This window comes from Aquimarina aggregata, from assembly GCF_001632745.1.
GTDB lineage: Bacteria > Bacteroidota > Bacteroidia > Flavobacteriales > Flavobacteriaceae > Aquimarina > Aquimarina aggregata.
Genome location: NZ_LQRT01000046.1, coordinates 205,337 through 223,693 on the forward strand (window position 1 = coordinate 205,337; position 18,357 = coordinate 223,693).

Annotated in this window: 21 protein-coding genes; 20 read left to right on the top strand and 1 reads right to left on the bottom strand. The window is 30.8% G+C overall.

From position 1 onward, the window contains the following. Window positions 1–2 precede the first annotated feature (2 nt). The 19 genes from AWE51_RS21790 to AWE51_RS21880 all read left to right on the top strand — a co-directional run bounded on the left by AWE51_RS21790 (window position 3) and on the right by AWE51_RS21880 (window position 15,703). Complete coding sequence (locus AWE51_RS21790) at window positions 3–1,625, top strand: M1 family metallopeptidase (protein WP_066318210.1); 1,623 nt, start codon at window positions 3–5, stop codon at window positions 1,623–1,625. Then, window positions 1,625–2,137 carry a DUF2867 domain-containing protein gene (locus tag AWE51_RS21795; protein ID WP_099098811.1) on the top strand — a complete coding sequence of 171 codons (513 nt, stop codon included), beginning with the start codon at window positions 1,625–1,627 and terminating at the stop codon, window positions 2,135–2,137. The genes AWE51_RS21790 and AWE51_RS21795 overlap by 1 nt, the downstream gene beginning before the upstream one ends. Window positions 2,138–2,157: 20 nt before the next feature. Then, a complete protein-coding gene (locus AWE51_RS21800; protein ID WP_066318212.1) occupies window positions 2,158–2,964 on the top strand; it encodes an arginase family protein in 807 nt (268 codons plus the stop codon). A 47-nt stretch (window positions 2,965–3,011) separates the two neighbouring features. Then, window positions 3,012–3,491, top strand: a complete 480-nt coding sequence (locus tag AWE51_RS21805; protein ID WP_066318214.1) for an OmpH family outer membrane protein — start codon at window positions 3,012–3,014, stop codon at window positions 3,489–3,491. A gap of 53 nt (window positions 3,492–3,544) precedes the next feature. Then, complete coding sequence (locus tag AWE51_RS21810; protein ID WP_066318216.1) at window positions 3,545–4,333, top strand: hypothetical protein; 789 nt, start codon at window positions 3,545–3,547, stop codon at window positions 4,331–4,333. A 61-nt stretch (window positions 4,334–4,394) separates the two neighbouring features. Next, the gene (locus tag AWE51_RS21815) at window positions 4,395–5,435 is read left to right on the top strand and encodes a zinc-dependent alcohol dehydrogenase family protein (protein ID WP_066318219.1); all 1,041 of its coding nucleotides are present in this window, start codon (window positions 4,395–4,397) and stop codon (window positions 5,433–5,435) included. A 26-nt stretch (window positions 5,436–5,461) separates the two neighbouring features. Next, a complete protein-coding gene (locus AWE51_RS21820; protein ID WP_066318222.1) occupies window positions 5,462–6,187 on the top strand; it encodes a sulfite exporter TauE/SafE family protein in 726 nt (241 codons plus the stop codon). A gap of 26 nt (window positions 6,188–6,213) precedes the next feature. Further along, the gene (locus AWE51_RS21825) at window positions 6,214–7,140 is read left to right on the top strand and encodes a carbon-nitrogen hydrolase family protein (RefSeq protein ID WP_066318229.1); all 927 of its coding nucleotides are present in this window, start codon (window positions 6,214–6,216) and stop codon (window positions 7,138–7,140) included. Between the two features lie 4 nt (window positions 7,141–7,144). Continuing rightward, window positions 7,145–7,675 carry a GNAT family N-acetyltransferase gene (locus tag AWE51_RS21830; RefSeq protein ID WP_066318232.1) on the top strand — a complete coding sequence of 177 codons (531 nt, stop codon included), beginning with the start codon at window positions 7,145–7,147 and terminating at the stop codon, window positions 7,673–7,675. A gap of 20 nt (window positions 7,676–7,695) precedes the next feature. Continuing rightward, window positions 7,696–8,172 carry a nuclear transport factor 2 family protein gene (locus tag AWE51_RS21835; RefSeq protein WP_232517430.1) on the top strand — a complete coding sequence of 159 codons (477 nt, stop codon included), beginning with the start codon at window positions 7,696–7,698 and terminating at the stop codon, window positions 8,170–8,172. A 101-nt stretch (window positions 8,173–8,273) separates the two neighbouring features. After that, window positions 8,274–8,936, top strand: coding sequence for a DUF2306 domain-containing protein (locus AWE51_RS21840; RefSeq protein ID WP_066318236.1), 663 nt, complete (start codon window positions 8,274–8,276; stop codon window positions 8,934–8,936). 98 nt (window positions 8,937–9,034) lie between these two features. Continuing rightward, a complete protein-coding gene (locus AWE51_RS21845; protein ID WP_066318238.1) occupies window positions 9,035–10,021 on the top strand; it encodes a toll/interleukin-1 receptor domain-containing protein in 987 nt (328 codons plus the stop codon). A gap of 160 nt (window positions 10,022–10,181) precedes the next feature. Further along, window positions 10,182–10,550: a superinfection immunity protein gene (locus tag AWE51_RS21850; RefSeq protein WP_082832558.1), complete on the top strand. Its 369-nt coding sequence runs from the start codon at window positions 10,182–10,184 to the stop codon at window positions 10,548–10,550. 91 nt (window positions 10,551–10,641) lie between these two features. Continuing rightward, complete coding sequence (locus AWE51_RS21855; protein WP_066318245.1) at window positions 10,642–11,907, top strand: alpha/beta hydrolase-fold protein; 1,266 nt, start codon at window positions 10,642–10,644, stop codon at window positions 11,905–11,907. 179 nt (window positions 11,908–12,086) lie between these two features. Beyond that, window positions 12,087–12,926, top strand: coding sequence for an alpha/beta fold hydrolase (locus AWE51_RS21860; protein WP_066318248.1), 840 nt, complete (start codon window positions 12,087–12,089; stop codon window positions 12,924–12,926). Beyond that, window positions 12,919–13,416, top strand: a complete 498-nt coding sequence (locus AWE51_RS21865) for an RNA polymerase sigma factor (RefSeq protein ID WP_066318249.1) — start codon at window positions 12,919–12,921, stop codon at window positions 13,414–13,416. Before AWE51_RS21860 ends, AWE51_RS21865 begins: the two co-directional genes overlap by 8 nt. Continuing rightward, entirely contained in the window at window positions 13,406–14,011 is a 606-nt protein-coding gene (locus AWE51_RS21870) for a hypothetical protein (RefSeq protein ID WP_066318251.1), read from the top strand. Before AWE51_RS21865 ends, AWE51_RS21870 begins: the two co-directional genes overlap by 11 nt. A gap of 216 nt (window positions 14,012–14,227) precedes the next feature. Further along, entirely contained in the window at window positions 14,228–15,115 is an 888-nt protein-coding gene (locus AWE51_RS21875; protein ID WP_066318255.1) for a 3-keto-disaccharide hydrolase, read from the top strand. Window positions 15,116–15,133: 18 nt separating this feature from the next. Beyond that, window positions 15,134–15,703 carry a Crp/Fnr family transcriptional regulator gene (locus AWE51_RS21880; protein WP_066318261.1) on the top strand — a complete coding sequence of 190 codons (570 nt, stop codon included), beginning with the start codon at window positions 15,134–15,136 and terminating at the stop codon, window positions 15,701–15,703. A gap of 433 nt (window positions 15,704–16,136) precedes the next feature. Here AWE51_RS21880 and AWE51_RS21885 read toward each other — a convergent pair whose 3' ends face one another. Further along, a complete protein-coding gene (locus AWE51_RS21885) occupies window positions 16,137–17,528 on the bottom strand; it encodes a S41 family peptidase (RefSeq protein ID WP_066318263.1) in 1,392 nt (463 codons plus the stop codon). A 200-nt stretch (window positions 17,529–17,728) separates the two neighbouring features. Here AWE51_RS21885 and AWE51_RS21890 point away from each other — a divergent pair, with 200 nt between their 5' ends. Beyond that, window positions 17,729–18,175, top strand: coding sequence for a hypothetical protein (locus AWE51_RS21890; RefSeq protein WP_066318267.1), 447 nt, complete (start codon window positions 17,729–17,731; stop codon window positions 18,173–18,175). Window positions 18,176–18,357 lie beyond the last annotated feature (182 nt).

Sequence of the window (18,357 nt, forward strand, 5' to 3'; positions counted from 1 at the left end):
CAATGAATAACTTTTTTTTAGCATTCCTATTTTTTTTAGGAAGCATGATTTTATCTGCTCAAGAATCTAATTTTACGAGGAAAGATACTTTACGAGGATCAATTACCCCAGAACGGGAATGGTGGGATCTTACGTATTATCATCTGGATATTAAAGTTGATCCTGATCAGAAAACAATTTCTGGAAAAAACACTATTTATTACAGAGTGCTAAAAGGTAGTACTGTTATGCAAATTGATTTACAACCACCTCTTAAAATTGAAAAAGTAATACAACAAGGAAAAGAATTACAAGTAAAATCAGAAGAAAATGCACACTTTATAACCCTTACTCATAAACAAAAGGAAAATGATCTTAATTCTCTTACCGTTTTTTATAGCGGAAAACCAAGAGAAGCTATCAATGCACCCTGGGATGGTGGCATTTCTTGGACCAAAGATACAAACAACAAACATTTTATTGCTTCTTCATGTCAAGGTTTAGGTGCTAGCGTTTGGTGGCCAAATAAAGATCATATGTATGACGAGGTTGATAGCCTTTTGATTAGTGTTAATGTACCTGATGATTTAATGAATGTATCTAATGGAAGATTGCGCAAAGTCGAAGAACATGATGATAAGACAAAAACTTTTCATTGGTTTGTTAATAACCCTATCAATAATTATGGGGTAAATATCAACATAGGTGATTATACCCATTTTGGTGAAAAATACAAGGGAGAAAAAGGCGAATTAGACATGGATTATTATGTTTTAAAAGATAATCTTGACAAAGCAAAGAAACAATTTAAGGATGCTCCTAAAATGATGAAAGCTTTTGAGCATTGGTTTGGTCCCTACCCTTTTTATGAGGACAGTTTTAAGTTAGTAGAGGTACCTTACTTAGGGATGGAACATCAGAGTTCTGTTACTTATGGAAATAAGTATATGAATGGATATTTAGGCAATGACCTTTCTGGTTCAGGTTGGGGTTTAAAATTTGATTTTATTATTATTCATGAAGCTGGTCATGAATGGTTTGCAAATAATATCACGTATAAAGATGCCGCAGATATGTGGGTACATGAAGGGTTTACGGCATATTCAGAGAGTTTATTTCTTGATTATCACTACGGAAAAAAAGCTTCTTCAGAATATGTAATTGGTACACGTAAAAGAATTCAAAATGACCGGCCTATCATAGGTCCTTATAATGTAAATAAAGAAGGATCCGGCGACATGTATTTAAAAGGTAGTAATATGCTGCATACATTGCGACAACTCATCGAAGATGATGAGAAATGGCGTAGTGTTTTAAGAGGTCTTAATAGTGAATTTTACCATCAAACGGTTACCACAAAACAAATTGAAGAATACATTAGTAAAACTACAAAAATTGATCTTACCCAGTTTTTTGATCAATACCTTAGAACAACAAAAATTCCTACTCTAGAATATTCATTCAAAGATGAAAAGTTAAAATTTCGATACACGAATATCATAGAAAAATATGATACTCCCGTACGTATTTTTATTGATAACAAACCAAAATGGATTCAACCAAATGCAGATTGGCAAACTGTTAATTTAAAAGGTGATACAATTAGTGTTGATCCTAACTTTTATATAAATGTGAAATCCATGTAATGCAAATTAAAAAAGTAGCCCTACCTGAAACGTCGATGTTAATTAATAATCCTAACGATTATAGGGATAGTTACTGTGGACAAATTGATCTACAGGATAAAACAATTACTATTGATCAAGTAGGAAATGCTTTTTTTGTTTCTTCACCAAAATGGATTGGTTTGTTACTTTCGTTTCGAAATAAAATAGTATCCCTCTTTGGTTTAAAAACAGGACACGCAATAAGCAAAGAAAAAAAATTAATTATAGAAAAAGGAGAACAGATAGGTTTGTTTAAAATATTTGATAAAACTGAAAATGAAATAATCTTAGGAGAAGATGATAAACATCTTGATTTTAGAGTCTCTCTTTTTCTGGATTCACATACACAACATAAAAAAAAGTTAATCATTTCTACGATTGTTGTATTTAATAATTGGTTCGGCAAAGTATATTTTTTACCCGTTAAACCATTTCATAAGGTAATTGTTAGAAATATGCTTAAAAATACGATACAAGAACTTAAGTATTAGATTTAATATCCACAAAACACATGAAAATATATTTTCCACAATGGCAAGGTTCTGGTAATGGTAAAAATATTGAACCAGGAGCCAAAGCCATATTAAATTATATAAATGATTCTGAATTTATAAATATTCCCCTATCTGAAATTCCCGCCGGAAAAAACGGTGAGAAAAAACATCATATTAATAACTATGAGGCGATAACGGAGCAATTAAATCGTCTAAAAAACAACATCGAAAATAATCAACCAGATTTCATTAAAACTATCGGTGGGGATTGCGGTCTAGAGATTGTGCCCGTTTCATACCTCAATCAAAAATATCCGAACTTGGGTGTCATTTGGTTTGACGCCCATGCAGATATTAATAAACCCTGCGACTCTCCAAGTTGTAATTTTCACGGTATGCCATTGCGCACTTTATTAGGTGAAGGTGAAGCAAAAATGAATCCTCTTTTATTTTCGACAATACAGGCATCACAGATTCACTATGTAGGTCTTCGTGATATTGATAAAACCGAACAAGAAAGAATTGATAAAGGAAATATTTATGCTCCTATCAAAACAGATAGTAATGATTTAGTACAAACACTAAAGTCAAAAAATATTACGAATGTTTATCTTCATTTTGATTTTGATTGTTTAGAACCTCAAGATTATAGTAAAACGTACTATCAGGTACCAAACGGGGTTACCATTAAAGAAGCAGAGCGTTGTATAAAAGCATTGCAGGACAACTTCACTGTAGTGGGAAGTAGTGTTCTAGAATCAATTACTGTTATTCCTTCAGAATTAAAACCTATTGAGAAGATAATTGATTTACTTGTCACATGATTTTGTTTTATTCTGTCTTTTATTATGAATAAAATAAGTTTAATCCCATGAAACATTTATACAGTATTTTAATTCTACTCCATTTTGGTCTTGATACCTTTTCACAAAACAAAGAAGGGTATATTGAATATGATAAAGTAATTCAGAACGTAAATGAATATTCAAATGATCTAAAAGGTATTGAACTCCTAAAAATAAAGATTGAAGATTCTTTGAAAATGATGGTACAACAATTCTCAAACTCAGTTAATATTCATGATGATGGTACTCAAGATTGGACTACAGAAGAAATAGAAAAAAGACAAAATCAGATAATAGAACTTGAACAGCAAATAGAAAAAATTCGTGCCGAAGGAATAAAAGCTATAGCTGATCGAAAGAAAAAAGTAAAAGATAAGCTTGTTTCTAAACTTAAAGAATATTCTAAAAAAAATAATATAACATGTGTGATAGATAAGACTTCGTTACTTTATTGTTTAAATTGTATTGACTATACTGATTCTTTTGTTAGCTTTTTAAAAAATTAATTGAATTATATTCTTTTCTAAAAACATAGTATATTATTTAATGAAAAAATAAAATGAATTCCATATATAAATTTTTATGCTTTCTACTTATAGCAGGGCTTATTTTAAGTTGTGACACATCCAACAAAACAAATTCTCAAAAGAACAAAAATGAAGTATTGGTTTTAGGAACTATTCATAGTGGGCATCGTACCGACAGCATTTATAATATCTCTTATTTAAAAAGACTAATCAAACAAATAAAACCAGATTATATTCTTGCAGAAATCCCACCTGATCGTTTTGAAGAAGCTGCTTTGGGTTTCATAAAAAATGATAGCATTTCAGAACCAAGAGTAATGCGTTTTCCAGAATATACAGATGTTGTTTTTCCACTCACCAAAGAAATGGAATTTGAAATTATTCCTACAGCTGGTTGGACCAAACCTATGGCAGATGAGCGAAGTCAAAAACTAAGGGCTATACGTAAAGATAGTACTCGTGCAAAAGACTGGAAAACTTACTTAGCCGCAAACAAACAATCTGATGACGTATATAAAGCGACAGGTAAAGTAAATGATCCGTATTTTATACACACAAATACATATGATAGCATACAAGATATAAGCCTACAAGTGTACAATAGATTATTTAATGTAGAATTAGGTCTTGGAGGCTGGGACAACATTAATATCGCTCATTATTGGAATATTGAAAAAGCACTGGAAAAACATCGATATCAAGGAAAAAGAATGTTAATCATATACGGTGCAGGTCATAAAGGTTGGTTTTTAAGAGAATTGCGTAAACGAGATGATATCAATTTACTAGAAATGAAACCTTTTTTAGAAGCTATTCGATAAAGCAAGATAACATATATATCAGTAATTAAAATAGTATAGAACTAAAGAGAATCACAAACAAATGAAAGCACTTGTTTACGAATCATTTCAAGGCCCATTAAGCATCCAAAATGTTACAGATCCAACACCAAAAGAAAATGGTGTTGTTATCCAAGTAAAAGCTACAGGGCTTTGTAGAAGCGACTGGCATGGGTGGATGGGACATGATCAAGATATAGAATTACCACATATACCTGGACATGAGTTAGCTGGTGTAATTGTTGAGCTTGGTAAAAATGTATCTAATTTCAAAATAGGAGATCGTGTTACGGTACCTTTTGTTTGTGGTTGCGGGACATGTGCTCCTTGTATCTCTGGAAACCATCAAGTATGCGATCATCAATCTCAACCAGGATTTACACATTGGGGGTCATTTGCAGAGTATGTAAGTATTGATTACGCCAATACAAATCTTGTAAAACTTCCTAATGAAATTAATGATATTACGGCCGCTACACTTGGATGTCGTTTTATTACCTCTTTTAGAGCTGTTGTAGCACAAGGCAAGGTTACTGGGGGCCAATACATAGCTATACATGGTTGTGGCGGTGTTGGTTTATCTGCTGTTATGATTGCCAATGCATTAGGAGCTCAGGTAATAGCAATTGACATTAATGATGATAATTTAAAATTAGCTTCTGAATTAGGGGCAACCAATACGATTAATGCAGCTAATAATAAAAACATAATAGAGCATATAAAATCAATATCTAATGGTGGCGTTCATGTATCTATAGATGCTCTAGGAAGTGCAACGACATGTTTTAATTCTATTGCTAATTTAAGAAAACAAGGGAAACATATTCAAGTAGGTTTAATGACTGGAGATCATCAACACCCAAAAATACCTATGGATCAAGTTTTGGCAAATGAGTTAGAAATTATAGGAAGTCATGGGATGCAGGCTTATAAATATCCAGAAATGTTAACTATGATCAAAAACGGTACTTTACAACCTGAAAGATTGATTCAGAAAACTATTTCGTTAGAAGATGCTATTACTGCTTTACCTAACATGAACACCTTTGATAATAAAGGTATGCAAGTAATTAATTCATTTTAAAAATATCATGGCCTAATACTATAAAAATGATACCATATATTATCACATTTATTGCTGCAATTATTCTTGGCATGTCCAAATCTGGACTTAAAGGTATGGGAATCGTTATTGTTACATTAATGGCGCTAGTTCATGGTGCCAAAGCATCCACGGGTATACTTTTACCACTTTTGATTTTTGCAGATATTCTTGCTGTAACTTACTATAATAGGCATACTCGATGGAAATATCTTTTGCAATTCTTACCATGGATGATTGCTGGAGTATTAGTTGCAGTATTTGTTGGTAAAAATTTACCAGAAGAATTATTTAAAAAAGGAATGGCTATTATTATCATTATTAGCGTCATTATAATGTTCTTTTGGGAACGTTACGATAAAAGTAATGTACCAAAGAAGTTATGGTTTATTGGTACTACTGGTTTTGCCGCTGGTTTTACCACGATGATAGGTAATCTCGCAGGAGCATTTACCAATATCTTTTTTATGGCAACTCGGATTCCTAAAAATGAATTTATCGGCACAGCGGCTTGGTTATTCTTTATTATCAACCTATTTAAATTACCTTTTCATATATTTAGTTGGGAGACAATACATAAAGAATCTCTTACAACAGATTTATACCTTATTCCTGGAGTTATCATAGGTTTTATTATAGGAATTAAAGTTGTAAAAAGATTTAAGGATCACCAATATCGAAAATTTATTTTGATTATGACCGCTATTGGCGGAATTGTAATCTTATTTAAATAATATCATTCAAATCTAGAATCGAAAATATGAAAATAAAAGTTGGGTTAGTACAAAATAGTCCTGTCTTTTTTGATAAAAATAAAACTATCAAAAAAATAGAAGATCTCACTATAAAATATGCAAAACAAGGTTGTGAACTTCTTGTTTTTCCTGAATCCTTCATACCAGGATATCCACGTGGGTTTTCTTTTGGAGCTAAAGTAGGTAGCAGAACAGACGAAGGAAGAATTTTATATTCTGAATATTATAAAAATAGTATTGATCTAGAAAGTGACGATTTAAAAAGACTAGAAAAACTTTCTAAAGCTCAGCATATATATTTAGTTATAGGTGTTACCGAAAAACAAGAAATTAACGGAAGTTTATATTGTTCTATGCTATACATATCCCCAACAGACGGTTTATTAGGTGTACACAGAAAAATTAAACCTACGGGAACAGAAAGAATTATTTGGGCAGAAGCCGCGGGAGAATCTCTTGTTACTTTTAAAACCAAGATTGGAAAATTAGGAGGGCTGATTTGCTGGGAAAATTATATGCCTCTGGCAAGAATGTCAATGTATAAAAAAGGTGTTGAAATTTATATCGCACCAACTGCAGATTCTAGATCCGAATGGACCGCAACTATGAAGCACATAGCCTTAGAAGGAAGGTGTTTTGTATTGGGCTGTAATCAATATTATACCAAATCCATGTATCCTCAAAAATATCAAGACCTTGTTAAAGATGATCCTGAAGAGATATGCCCGGGAGGCAGTATAATTGTTTCTCCTCTAGGTAAAGTTATCGAAGGGCCACTTTTTGGAAAAGCCGGAGTTTTAATTGCAGAATTAGATTTAGATGAAATCAGTCATAGTAAACTTGATTTTGATGTTATTGGACATTATGCACGAAATGATATTTTTCAATTCGAAGCAAAAGAGCAACCTAACATAAAAGAAGAAAGTAAATAACATAATGAATACAGTTCCTGAATTAAAAACCGAAAGATTAACTCTAAGACCATTAGTAGATAGTGATAGAGAAGCTATTCGTTTCCTTAGGTCCAATGAAGAAGTTAATCAATATATAAAAAGACAACGAACAAATACCGACGAAGATGTTACTAATTTTATAACCAGAATTAATAATCAGACTAAAAAAGGCGAAATATTATTTTGGTGTATCACAAAAAGAGATACAACGCTTACCATAGGTACTATTTGTTTATGGAAATTCTCAAAAGATTTTAAAACAGCTGAAGTTGGTTACGATTTGCATCCTAAATCGCACGGTCAGGGCATTATGAGTGAAGCATTATATTGTGTGCTCAACTATGGATTTAAAACGTTACACTTAGACACTATAGAAGCATATACGCACAAAGATAATATCCCTTCTAAAAAACTACTTAAAAACAACAACTTTAGTTATCATAAAAATAAAAAAGATGAAGGTAACCTAGACAATAGTATTTTTAGCATTCATAAAGATAACTTCAAAAAATAATATCTCTAATGGAAAAAATTATGAATAGCAAGCTCATTATTCTGATAGTTATTATTTCAATAGTTTTTATAGCTTGTTCTACAAAAGACGATCAAAAAGACGATAATTCTAAAAACGAACAGCTACTTTGGCTAAGTATCGACAAATTTAATAATGCCTTTAAAGAAGGTAATGTTGAACAGTTAGCCTCAATGATTACGAATAATTATACGCATACTAATAGTACGTCAAAAGCTATAGACAAGAATACATGGCTGACGTACCTACGCAAAAGGAAAAAGGAAATTGATTCTGGAAACCTTATTGTTAACGCATATGAAATGACAGAAAAAAAAGTAACATTTTATAATAACACTGCGATAGTAACCGCAAAAGTTAGTACTTCTACCACTAGACTCGGCAAATTAACAGAAAATGAATTTCGAGTAACTAATATTTGGATTCTTGAAAAACCGAATTGGAAAAGAGCAGGATTCCATGATGGAAAAATCAAGTAATTTTTTAAGCCCACTATTCATCCTAAAAAATCAACAATTCAGTAAGTTTACCCTTAGAAATTCAAATCTAATTTCAATCTTTGGGATCATAAAACTAACTGATGGAACAAACAATTAAAATTTTCATTTACATACATGCTTTTTTTGGAGGGCTTGGATTGTTAACAGGAATAGTAAGTATAATCGCTAAAAAAGGAACTAAACTTCATAAAAAAACTGGAAAACTATTCTCTATTGGCATGATCACAAGTTCATTAATTTCATTGCCAATTTCTTTGATGCCCAATCATGAAAATATCTTCTTATTCTTAATTGGTCTTTTTACTATTTATTTAGTTGTGGCAGGCAAAAGAGCACTTTTGTTTAAATCTAAGCATAAAAAACAAACAGATTGGATAGATAAAGTAATTTCCGGAAGCATGTTATTATTTTCTGTAGTAATGATAGCTGTTGGTAGTTATGGTGTTATAAATGTGATAGAAAACAGTGTTTTATTTTTATTCTTTGGCGCTTTTGGGCTATTTACAACGGTAAAAGATTTTAGGTTTTACAGCACGTATTCAGTAACAAAAAACGCCTGGCTAACCTCTCATATAAGTAAAATGATAGGTGCTTTTATAGCTTCTGTAACTGCCTTTATTGTTGCTGGCTTAGGTATCGGAAATTTATTCGCTTGGATTACGCCTACGATTCTAGGAATCATTTATATGATATATTGGAAAAGAAAAACAAAAGTAAAACCCTTGTTAAACAGGCAGGTGTAAATTTTAAAACATCTCATCTATAATTCCTTGATTTTTTATAAATAAAGATGCTATATTTATTCTACAAATAGTAATCAATAGTATAAACCAGAATATCTATGGAGCTTGTTTCTGAATTAAAATTGTCAGAAAAAAAATCTCTTCAATTGTTTAAAGGAGATTTAACTAATATTTCAGATGACCACAAGGTTGATTTCCTTGTACTTTCAGCTTTTCCTGATAACTACTCTCCTACCACAACTTCTCTTATCGGTGGACTGCATCGCAAAGGATTGTCTATAGAAAAATTATCCAAAAATAAAGAGTTAGATCTAAGAGCTTTTTCTCATTGTTGGATCTCTAAAGAAATTGATTACCCAAATACTAAAAGGATTTTGTGTTTTGAACCTATCCCCCATACGAATCCGTATTCGCAAATCGCAGAAATTTTTCAAAGCTTAACATTCATTTCAAAAAGCCATTCAATAAAAACAATTGCTATGCCTTTATTAATGACTGGAGACCAAAACTATTCTGAAGAACTTGTTGTAAAAGAACTGGTTAACACAAGCCTGTTATGGTTAGAAAAAACACCTTTTGAAACCATCAAAATTGTAGAGATAGACGAGTCTAAAGTAAACTCTCTAAAATTACTTTTTTCACAAAAAAAGAAAATTAACACTGGTCAACTTCCAAAAGCACCAGCTCCTCCTTATGATTTTTTTGTAAGTTATAGTCGAAAAAACACCAAAGAAGTAGAAATCATTAAGAATGTTCTGGGAGAAAAATTTAATCTCTTTATAGATACCGAAGATATTGATATTGGAACGAATTGGTTAGATAAATTAAATACTTCTATGGCAAACTCTAAACGATTTATAGTATGTTTATCTGACGCCTTTGTACAATCCAAGTTTTGTAAGTATGAATATTCCTTTTGTAATTTAAAGTTTATAACCGAAGGTAGTGATACTGTATTGCCAATCTATTTATACTCTGCAGATTTACCTTTTGAGATGAGTATTCTAAACTTTTTTAATGCCAGAGAAGGCGATACTGAAAAAATAAATGAATTTTGCCAAATGATTTTATCTAAATACAATTAAATTCTTTTTACTAATGTGGTATTTAAAGAATCTATATAGAAATCAACACTTTTATTCATCACTATTTAATATTTTTTATTAGTTTAGTGCTCAAATACATAAAACCATTTTCCCCTTCCTGTTTTATGTATCCCAAATAATTATTAATACATAAAATTCTATGAATTTCTTTTTGCAAGCAAAGAGCTTATCCGAGCAGGATACAGTGATCGTCATAATGATAATTGTTGCTATTGCTTTCTATTTTATACCATCGATCATTGCACTTATACGATGGAAAAAAAATTTAGTTGCTATAATAGCATTAAACTTTTTTCTAGGGTGGAGTCTTATTGGTTGGGTAGTATCATTAGTATGGAGTTTATCCAGCGATAGTAAACCACAACCTATTGTCGTAAAATCGCAAACACCTATCACTAAAGAAGATGGAATTGACAAGTTAACCAAACTAAAGAAACTTCTAGATGATGGAGCTATTACGCAAGATGAATATGACCACCAAAAAAGTAAGATTTTAAAAAAACGATAAATTCAACGTTTATAATTACCAACAAAATAGTTACCTCTTAAAACCTATAACCGTATTAAAACAATAGAAAGTAACTTCAGTAATAACCGCCATGAAACTCCGAACCTTTTTTTTAACTTTTATACTTGCTCATTTTATATATAATACAAGCGCTCAGGTTAAAGTATCTCCAATTGCATCAATAGAACAGCATACTATAAATTCAAAAATTCTAAAGCAAAACGTAGGGCTTAACATCTATTTACCAGAAACTTATGATAATGATTGTCCGTTGCATACCTATCCGTTAATTGTATTACTAGAGGATGAATTTTTCTATCAAATAACTGGTGTAGTAAAACATCTTAGCTCTGTAAGTAGCATGCCCGAAGCAATTGTAGTAAGTTTTCCAAATGACTTTGAAAAATTTTATGCTCCAAAAGTGTATACAAATAATAGTGAATTTTGGCCAAAAAGTTGGAAACAAATGCCCTTTGATGGAAACCCTGATGTATTTAGTAAGTTTTTAAAAGATGAGCTATTTTCATATCTCTCTAAGCAATATAGAACTGCTGATTATAGAATGATCGTGGGAACCTCTGCTACTTCAACTTTTCCTTTACATACTTTTAGTAAAATGCCGGATTTGTTTCAAGCTCATGTTGCTATTGCCTCAGGAGATATTCTAGGGATGGGATATAAACCTGAAGAAACATTTATAGATGCCATTATAGATCGATTAAATACTAACAAAAATCGCAGAGCACATTTATACGTTACATCTGCCGATGAAGATGTTACATATGATGCTAAAATTGCTACCAACATAAAAACATTACAAAACAAAACATCATCATATACTTCAGACAAAATCAAAATAAAGGCAGAAGTTATTGCTAATGAAAGTCATTATGGAGTAGTCTTATCTGGTTTTATTAAGGCCATGGAAGTATTTTTTCCAAAAAATAAATGGAATAAAGAGTTTAGCGATTTTGAAAAACAAAACGGCAATACGATAAGTAATATTGATACATATTACAAAAGGCTATCCTCAGAATATGGGTATCCAATTTTACCAAAAGCAGAACGTTGGAATAGTGGAAGCAGTTTACAGGCAAGTGCCAATAGACTTTTAAGACAAAAACGATATGATGAATCTATAGAAGTATACAAACGTTTGGTGACCTATCGTCCAAAATCTGCACAAGCATTAAGTACTCTTGCATCTGCGTTAATTGCAAACAACAAATTTAAAGAAGCACTAAAAGTACAGGAAAAGGCTATAAAGCTAGCTAAAGAATACGATCGTGAACATTTAAAATACTATGAAGACCACAAAAAAGAAATTACTTTAAAAATGGAAGCGGTTCAAAACTAATCTTTTATAAAATAGTACTGTTTATTTTTAGTGTAGTATCAAAGTAACTAGTCTTATACATAATTAGCTGTATTTAAAGGAAAAAGCATAATATCGTTTACTCTTTTTGATTTTTTTTTAGAACAGGTGTAACAATACTAAAATTTGTGCATCAAAGGGAAAATCAAAATACAAAAACGATGAAAACATTTAGAACAACTTTAGTAGTATTATTTATTGCATGCTTCGGGTTTAGTCAAAATTCGGCAATAAAATCAGAAGTTATAGGAAAAGGGAATACAATTCTTTTCTTACCAGGTTTTACCACTCCCGGATCAATCTGGAAAGAAACAGTAAATCATTTAGCTTCAAAAAACGAAGCACATTTAATTTCATATGCTGGTTTTAATGGTAATCCACCAATAAAAATGCCTTGGTATACTACTATCAAACAAGAGTTAGTAAACTATATTAAAGATAGAAAGCTAAATCACGTTACAATTATCGGGCATAGTATGGGAGGTAATCTTGCAACAGATTTAGCTGCAATACTTCCTCAAAACATACATAAAATAATTATTGTTGATGCAATCCCTTGTATGCGTGAACTCATGATGCCAGGAGTACCAGAAAGCAATATTCAATATGAAAGTCCTTATAATCAACAATTATTGGTCATGAAAGATGCTGCATTTAAACAAACGGCAACTATGATGGCGCAGAATATGACCAATCAAAAGGACAAATATGATACTCTTGTTAATTGGATGTCAGAGGCCGACAGAGAAACTTATGTATATGGATATACTGATTTACTAAAACTAGATTTAAGAACAATACTAGATAGGATTACTGCAAAAACTCTAATTTTAGGAGCATCGTACCCAAATAAAGCCATTGCACAATCAAATTATGAAAAACAATATAAAAAATTGTCAAACAAAACGATAGTAATGGCAGATGACAGTAAACACTTTATCATGTTTGATCAACCCGAATGGTTTTATGCAAAAGTTAATGCCTTTTTAGCAGATGAGTAAGAAGAACCAACAGTTTTTTGATACTATATATAGACAGTGTTATCCTATGGTATTACAAATGTGTTTGGGTTTTATGAAGGGTGATACGGATATCGCTAACGATTTATCTCAAGAAGTCTTTATAAATATCTGGAAAGCCATCGATAAATTCAAAGGTAAATCATCTTCTAAAACATGGGTATATCGCATAACCGTAAACACATGTCTTCAATATATCAGAAAAGAAAAAAAGAAAAGTAATATACCCTTAGAAAAAATAGAAGGAATACTAGCAGACGAACATTCGGGTTCTAAGACAGAACAAGACCAAAGTTTATACCGAGCAATAGGTAAACTAGAAAAAATTGACCGATTAATTATCATGATGGTATTAGAAGGTCAAGACTATGACAACATATCAAATGTTTTAGGTATTCAACCTACTAATGTTAGAGTAAAAATTCACAGAATTAAGAAAAGACTTAAAAAAATATTGGACAATGAACAATGAATTCGATGACTTACAACGTAAGTGGCAAAAAAATAAAGAACAAATACGAAACGAACCAATGGCAATGGACACTATGTTAGCTGCCGTTACAAAGAAAAAGGCTTCAACTATACGATTTCAGTATGGAAATATAGTCGTATTACTAATTACTTTAGTTGTTATAAGTTTATTTTTCTATTATATCGCTCCAGTACAACAAATACTAAGTAGAATTGGTGTTGGATTAATGATTGGTGGTCTTTTTTTAAGAATAATTATAGAATTTATCAGTATTATAAAATCCAAAAAAGTAGACATAGTCAACAATGTATTATCAACAACACAAGAAACAATAAACTATTATAATTTTAGGAAAAGGATACATGGACCTATAACCGTAATTATTATTCTTTTATATACTATTGGGTTTTATATGATAACACCAGAATTTAGTCTTTATTTTAGCACTTGGCAGATGATTCTTATCAATACTTCTTATATTATTGCAGCGGCTATTTTTATTCCGATCATTAGAAAAAGTGTAAAACAAGAAGTCAAAACACTTCATGAGATTATTGAATTAAAAGAAAAAATAATAGCGGAAAGTGTCTCGTGAATATGATTAAGAGTAATTAAATCAAGAAAGATCATATTTATTATGAGTAGGTAAAACAAAAAAACAATCTATTCATTAACCATTGTCTTGCTATTAATGGTTACCCAAAAGGTACTTTTGACCTTTGTATTGATATTAAATTTTCATAAGTTTAACCTGAAGGAAATGACGGCTTACTATTAATTTTATTAATGCATTTTTTTCTTGAAACACGTTATGGATAAAACAAAAACAAAGAGTTTATTAATCATATTTTTAACAATAATTACTTTTTATTCTTGTAAAGATAAAGAGGATGATAATTGGACAAATTTATTAGATAAAGAACTTACAAACTGGGACAATTATCTAAGTTTTAGACATCAATTAGGCTATGATGGAAAAGCTCCTAAGGATGAAAACGGAAATGATATAGCTCCAATTGGTTTAAATCAAGACCAGTACAATGTTTTTAGTGTTATTGAAGAACAAAATGATCCTGTTTTAAAAATTAGTGGTGAAATTTATGGATGTGTGGTTACTAAAAAAGAATATTCAAATTATCACTTAAGGTTAAAAGTTAAATGGGGTGAAAAAAAATGGAATCCCAGAAAAAATTTATTAAAGGATTCAGGTATATTATATCATTCAATAGGGCCCATGGGAGCAGAATATTGGAGATCTTGGATGCTCTCTCAAGAATTTCAAATTATGGAAGGCCATATGGGTGATTATTGGAGTCAATCAACTTCGGCTATTGATATACGTGCTTTCATACCAGAGTATATCATGAACCCTGTTGCGGATAAAAGTCAACCTTTTCTGCCCATTGGTAAAGGTGAAAAAATATCAGGTTTCTGTCTTCGCAGCGCAAATTATGAAAATGAACCTGGTCAATGGAATACGTTAGAGTTAATATGTTTTGATGACAAAAGTATACATATTGTAAACGGCCATGTAGTTATGATTCTTAAAGATTCAAGATACTTAGATAACGGTAAACCAATTCCTATGAATAAAGGAAAAATTCAGATACAAAGTGAAGCTGCAGAAGTATTTTATAAAAACATAGAAATCAAAACACTAAAAACCCTTCCAAACAAATATTCTCAATACTTTTTGTAACGCTATAAGATTAAAACAATGATTCTATTAAGAGAATGTATATCAGATCAGGTTGATATTGACAAAAGCAGTCTAGACGCTATTATATCTTCTTTTGAAGTAAAAAAAATAAAAAAAGGAGAGTTTTTTCTTGAATCGGGAAAAATATGCAGAAAAATGGCATTTATAGCTTCGGGTTATTTAAGAATGTATGATATAGCAGATGGAAAAGAAATCACTTTATGGATAGGAAGCAGTGGTAAATTTATTACATCCTTATCAAGTTTTGTCTTCGAATCCAGTAATTATTGGAACATTCAAGCATTAACAGATTGTACACTTTATGTTATCAATCGTAAAAAACACTTTGATTTAGGTAAACAAACTCCAAAATGGATTGAATTTGACAATCAATTACTAGCACATTCATTTGCGTTGTTAGAACGAAGTATGTTTGCTCAATTACATACTACAGCGAAACAACGGTTTGAATCTTTGCTCGAAGAGGAACCTGCCCTTTTTAATCATGTCCCGTTACAACACATAGCTTCAATGCTTGGTATTACTCCAGAATCCCTAAGTAGATTAAGAAAAAAAGTAGCCGATTAAGTTTCTTTAATTTTTTTCTGTAACACCATCGTTACTTGGTTCGGAAAACAAAATATTACTATATTTTGGGCTATTGGCATTACCCTCTTACGTTTTTCTTACTTTGTTTTCACTCAAATAAAACAGTGAAAAATAAATGCTATCATCTTTATTATAATTCAAGATTTATTGTGGGTTATAGCCATTATAATTATTCTAATATTTGGTTTTTTTGATATATCGCCATTAGGTATTCTAATTATTGGTATTGTAGCATTTATCGTTTTATTTTTTGAAATAGGGCAATCTGTTGGTGTAGCTCAAGCTGGATTCATCAAAAAGAGAAAAAAGAATTAATAAAATAAAAATTAAATCCAATTAAAGAGCGGAAATGATTAAGACAAAGACAATCATAAATTATGATGTATAATTTAGATTGTCTTTGTCTTATCTCTTACTTGTTTAATACTTCAATTGCTTTATCTATACCACCATCTTTATTGTTTAAAAAATCATCATTAGATAAAAACGGTACTTGATTTGCAGTAGAAGGTCCTACTCCAATAGCCTCATAAACTTCTCCTTGAGCATCACTATAAATTTCATTTGATAATCCAATTTGTGCTCCATTTGGTAATACATGTTCTAATACGTCAGAAAATACACCGTTGGTATTCTCCCCTACTATGGTAACATTGGGCAAATCTTTTAAATACAATGTAAATATTTCGGCAGCGCTTGCAGTAAGAGGACTAGTCAATAAAACAATATCATCTGTAAACTGAAATGCTCCCTTGGGGCCTAAAGAAACATTTAAATCCTCAGTAAAACCATCTCCTAATCTAGCTTTTTTCGAAAATACCACGCGCTGTTGATCGGTAAAACGTGAGGCAATATCTGATGAAACTTTATCAAAACCTCCTTCATTAAATCTAATATCTAAAATCAGTTTAGTTACTCCGGACATTTTAATATCATTCATCATTTTGTCTAAAACTATGTTTAATGTGGTAAGTTCATTATTTATAGTAGTACCATATCCAGCCATTCCAAAAATATTAACATAAGCTATTTCATCATTTATAATCTGCCATATGATAGTTTCGGTATCATCAGATTCGTATGAACCACCAAGATAATTTTGGATAATAATCCTACCCTTTTGAATCATAATATTATCAAAATCGTCTTCACTCTCTATTATCAAATCTCCACTTAAATTCGCGTTGAGTCTCTCTAACAAAATAGAGGTTCCAGAATTTATATCGATATCTTTCTCATCATCACTTATTCCCACATGACCATCTTCTAATTTAAGAACCAACTCTTCTAAAATAGTGTAAAGGTTATCTTCGGTAACTTGATCTCTTAAATTTTCATATGCTGACCAATCTACATTGCGCAACTCAAAAAATGCATAATAATCATTAAAAATGTTCCAAAAAAAATCGAAATTAATCTTTGGATCTTTTGTTTTTGAGAGTTGTTCAGGAAGACAGCGTTCATCAAGGTTTACTAATCGTGTTAATTTAAAATTTGACAAAGACTGATCTGTTATTCCAACAAGTTCATTATCATTTACAACACTTAAGGTAATTCCAGAATCTTCTATTTTAAAACCACTATTTAAAACTACACAACCCGCATTAGACACAGAATAAACAACATCTTTATCATCTGTTATTTCTACTATGTATCCTTTATCTGCAATTAACCAAAATCCGTTCATTGGATCTTCTGGAGGTGATTGATCATCATCAGAATGACAGGAAAAAAAAACACTACATAAAAAAAATATAAAAACTGATTTTATGTTTTTTACTTTGGCAATCATATTTAATTTCATACTACTTTAATTTTTGATTAATAAATGTCACTAATAATGACAATAAAAAAACCTATAAGGTTGCATGTAAATCATTTTTTAGTTTAACTTTTTTGATTTACGTATAAGAAAAATATGATCATTTTAAAAATGCATTTTCGATTGCATTACGCAACCCTTTAGATATATCGCATCTAATAAGTAAATCAAAAAATTACCTTGTGAAAAAATTATTATTTATCCCTTTGACGATCATATTTCTCATATCTTGCTCAGAAAGCACAGAATCAGAATTAATTCCCTTTAATTCAAAATTATTCCCTCAACAATGGCAATTAGTTGCTATGACAGGTAGTATTGCAAATATGCCTCCTATTACAGGTAGGAAAATGTCCTGGCAAGAGTCTTATACTTTAAATACTAACAAGACTTTTGTTAAATCCCGGGATATTAATGGAAATATAAGTCTTGCTACCGGAACATATACTTTTGTTATACTATCAGATGGCACCTATTTAGAACTTACCTACATTTCAGAAAATAACCTTATAGGCAATTGTACTAGTGATCTTAAAGAAATACTTAGATTAAATGATTCTCAAGATAAATTAACCGCAACATGGTGGGCATGTGATGGACCTGGTTTATTTTATGAAAGAAAACAGTAAATGTAATCATATATCTAAAGCTGGATATGATATCTTAAAGCTATAAAGTTTTGATGATAAATGGATATACAAAAAAAAATTAAATTCTTTTTATGGGTATCCATAACGAACATATTAATTCTTGCAGTAGTTTAGTACTAATAGTGAGGCTGTTATAAAATTCACTATTTGATTTAGCAAGG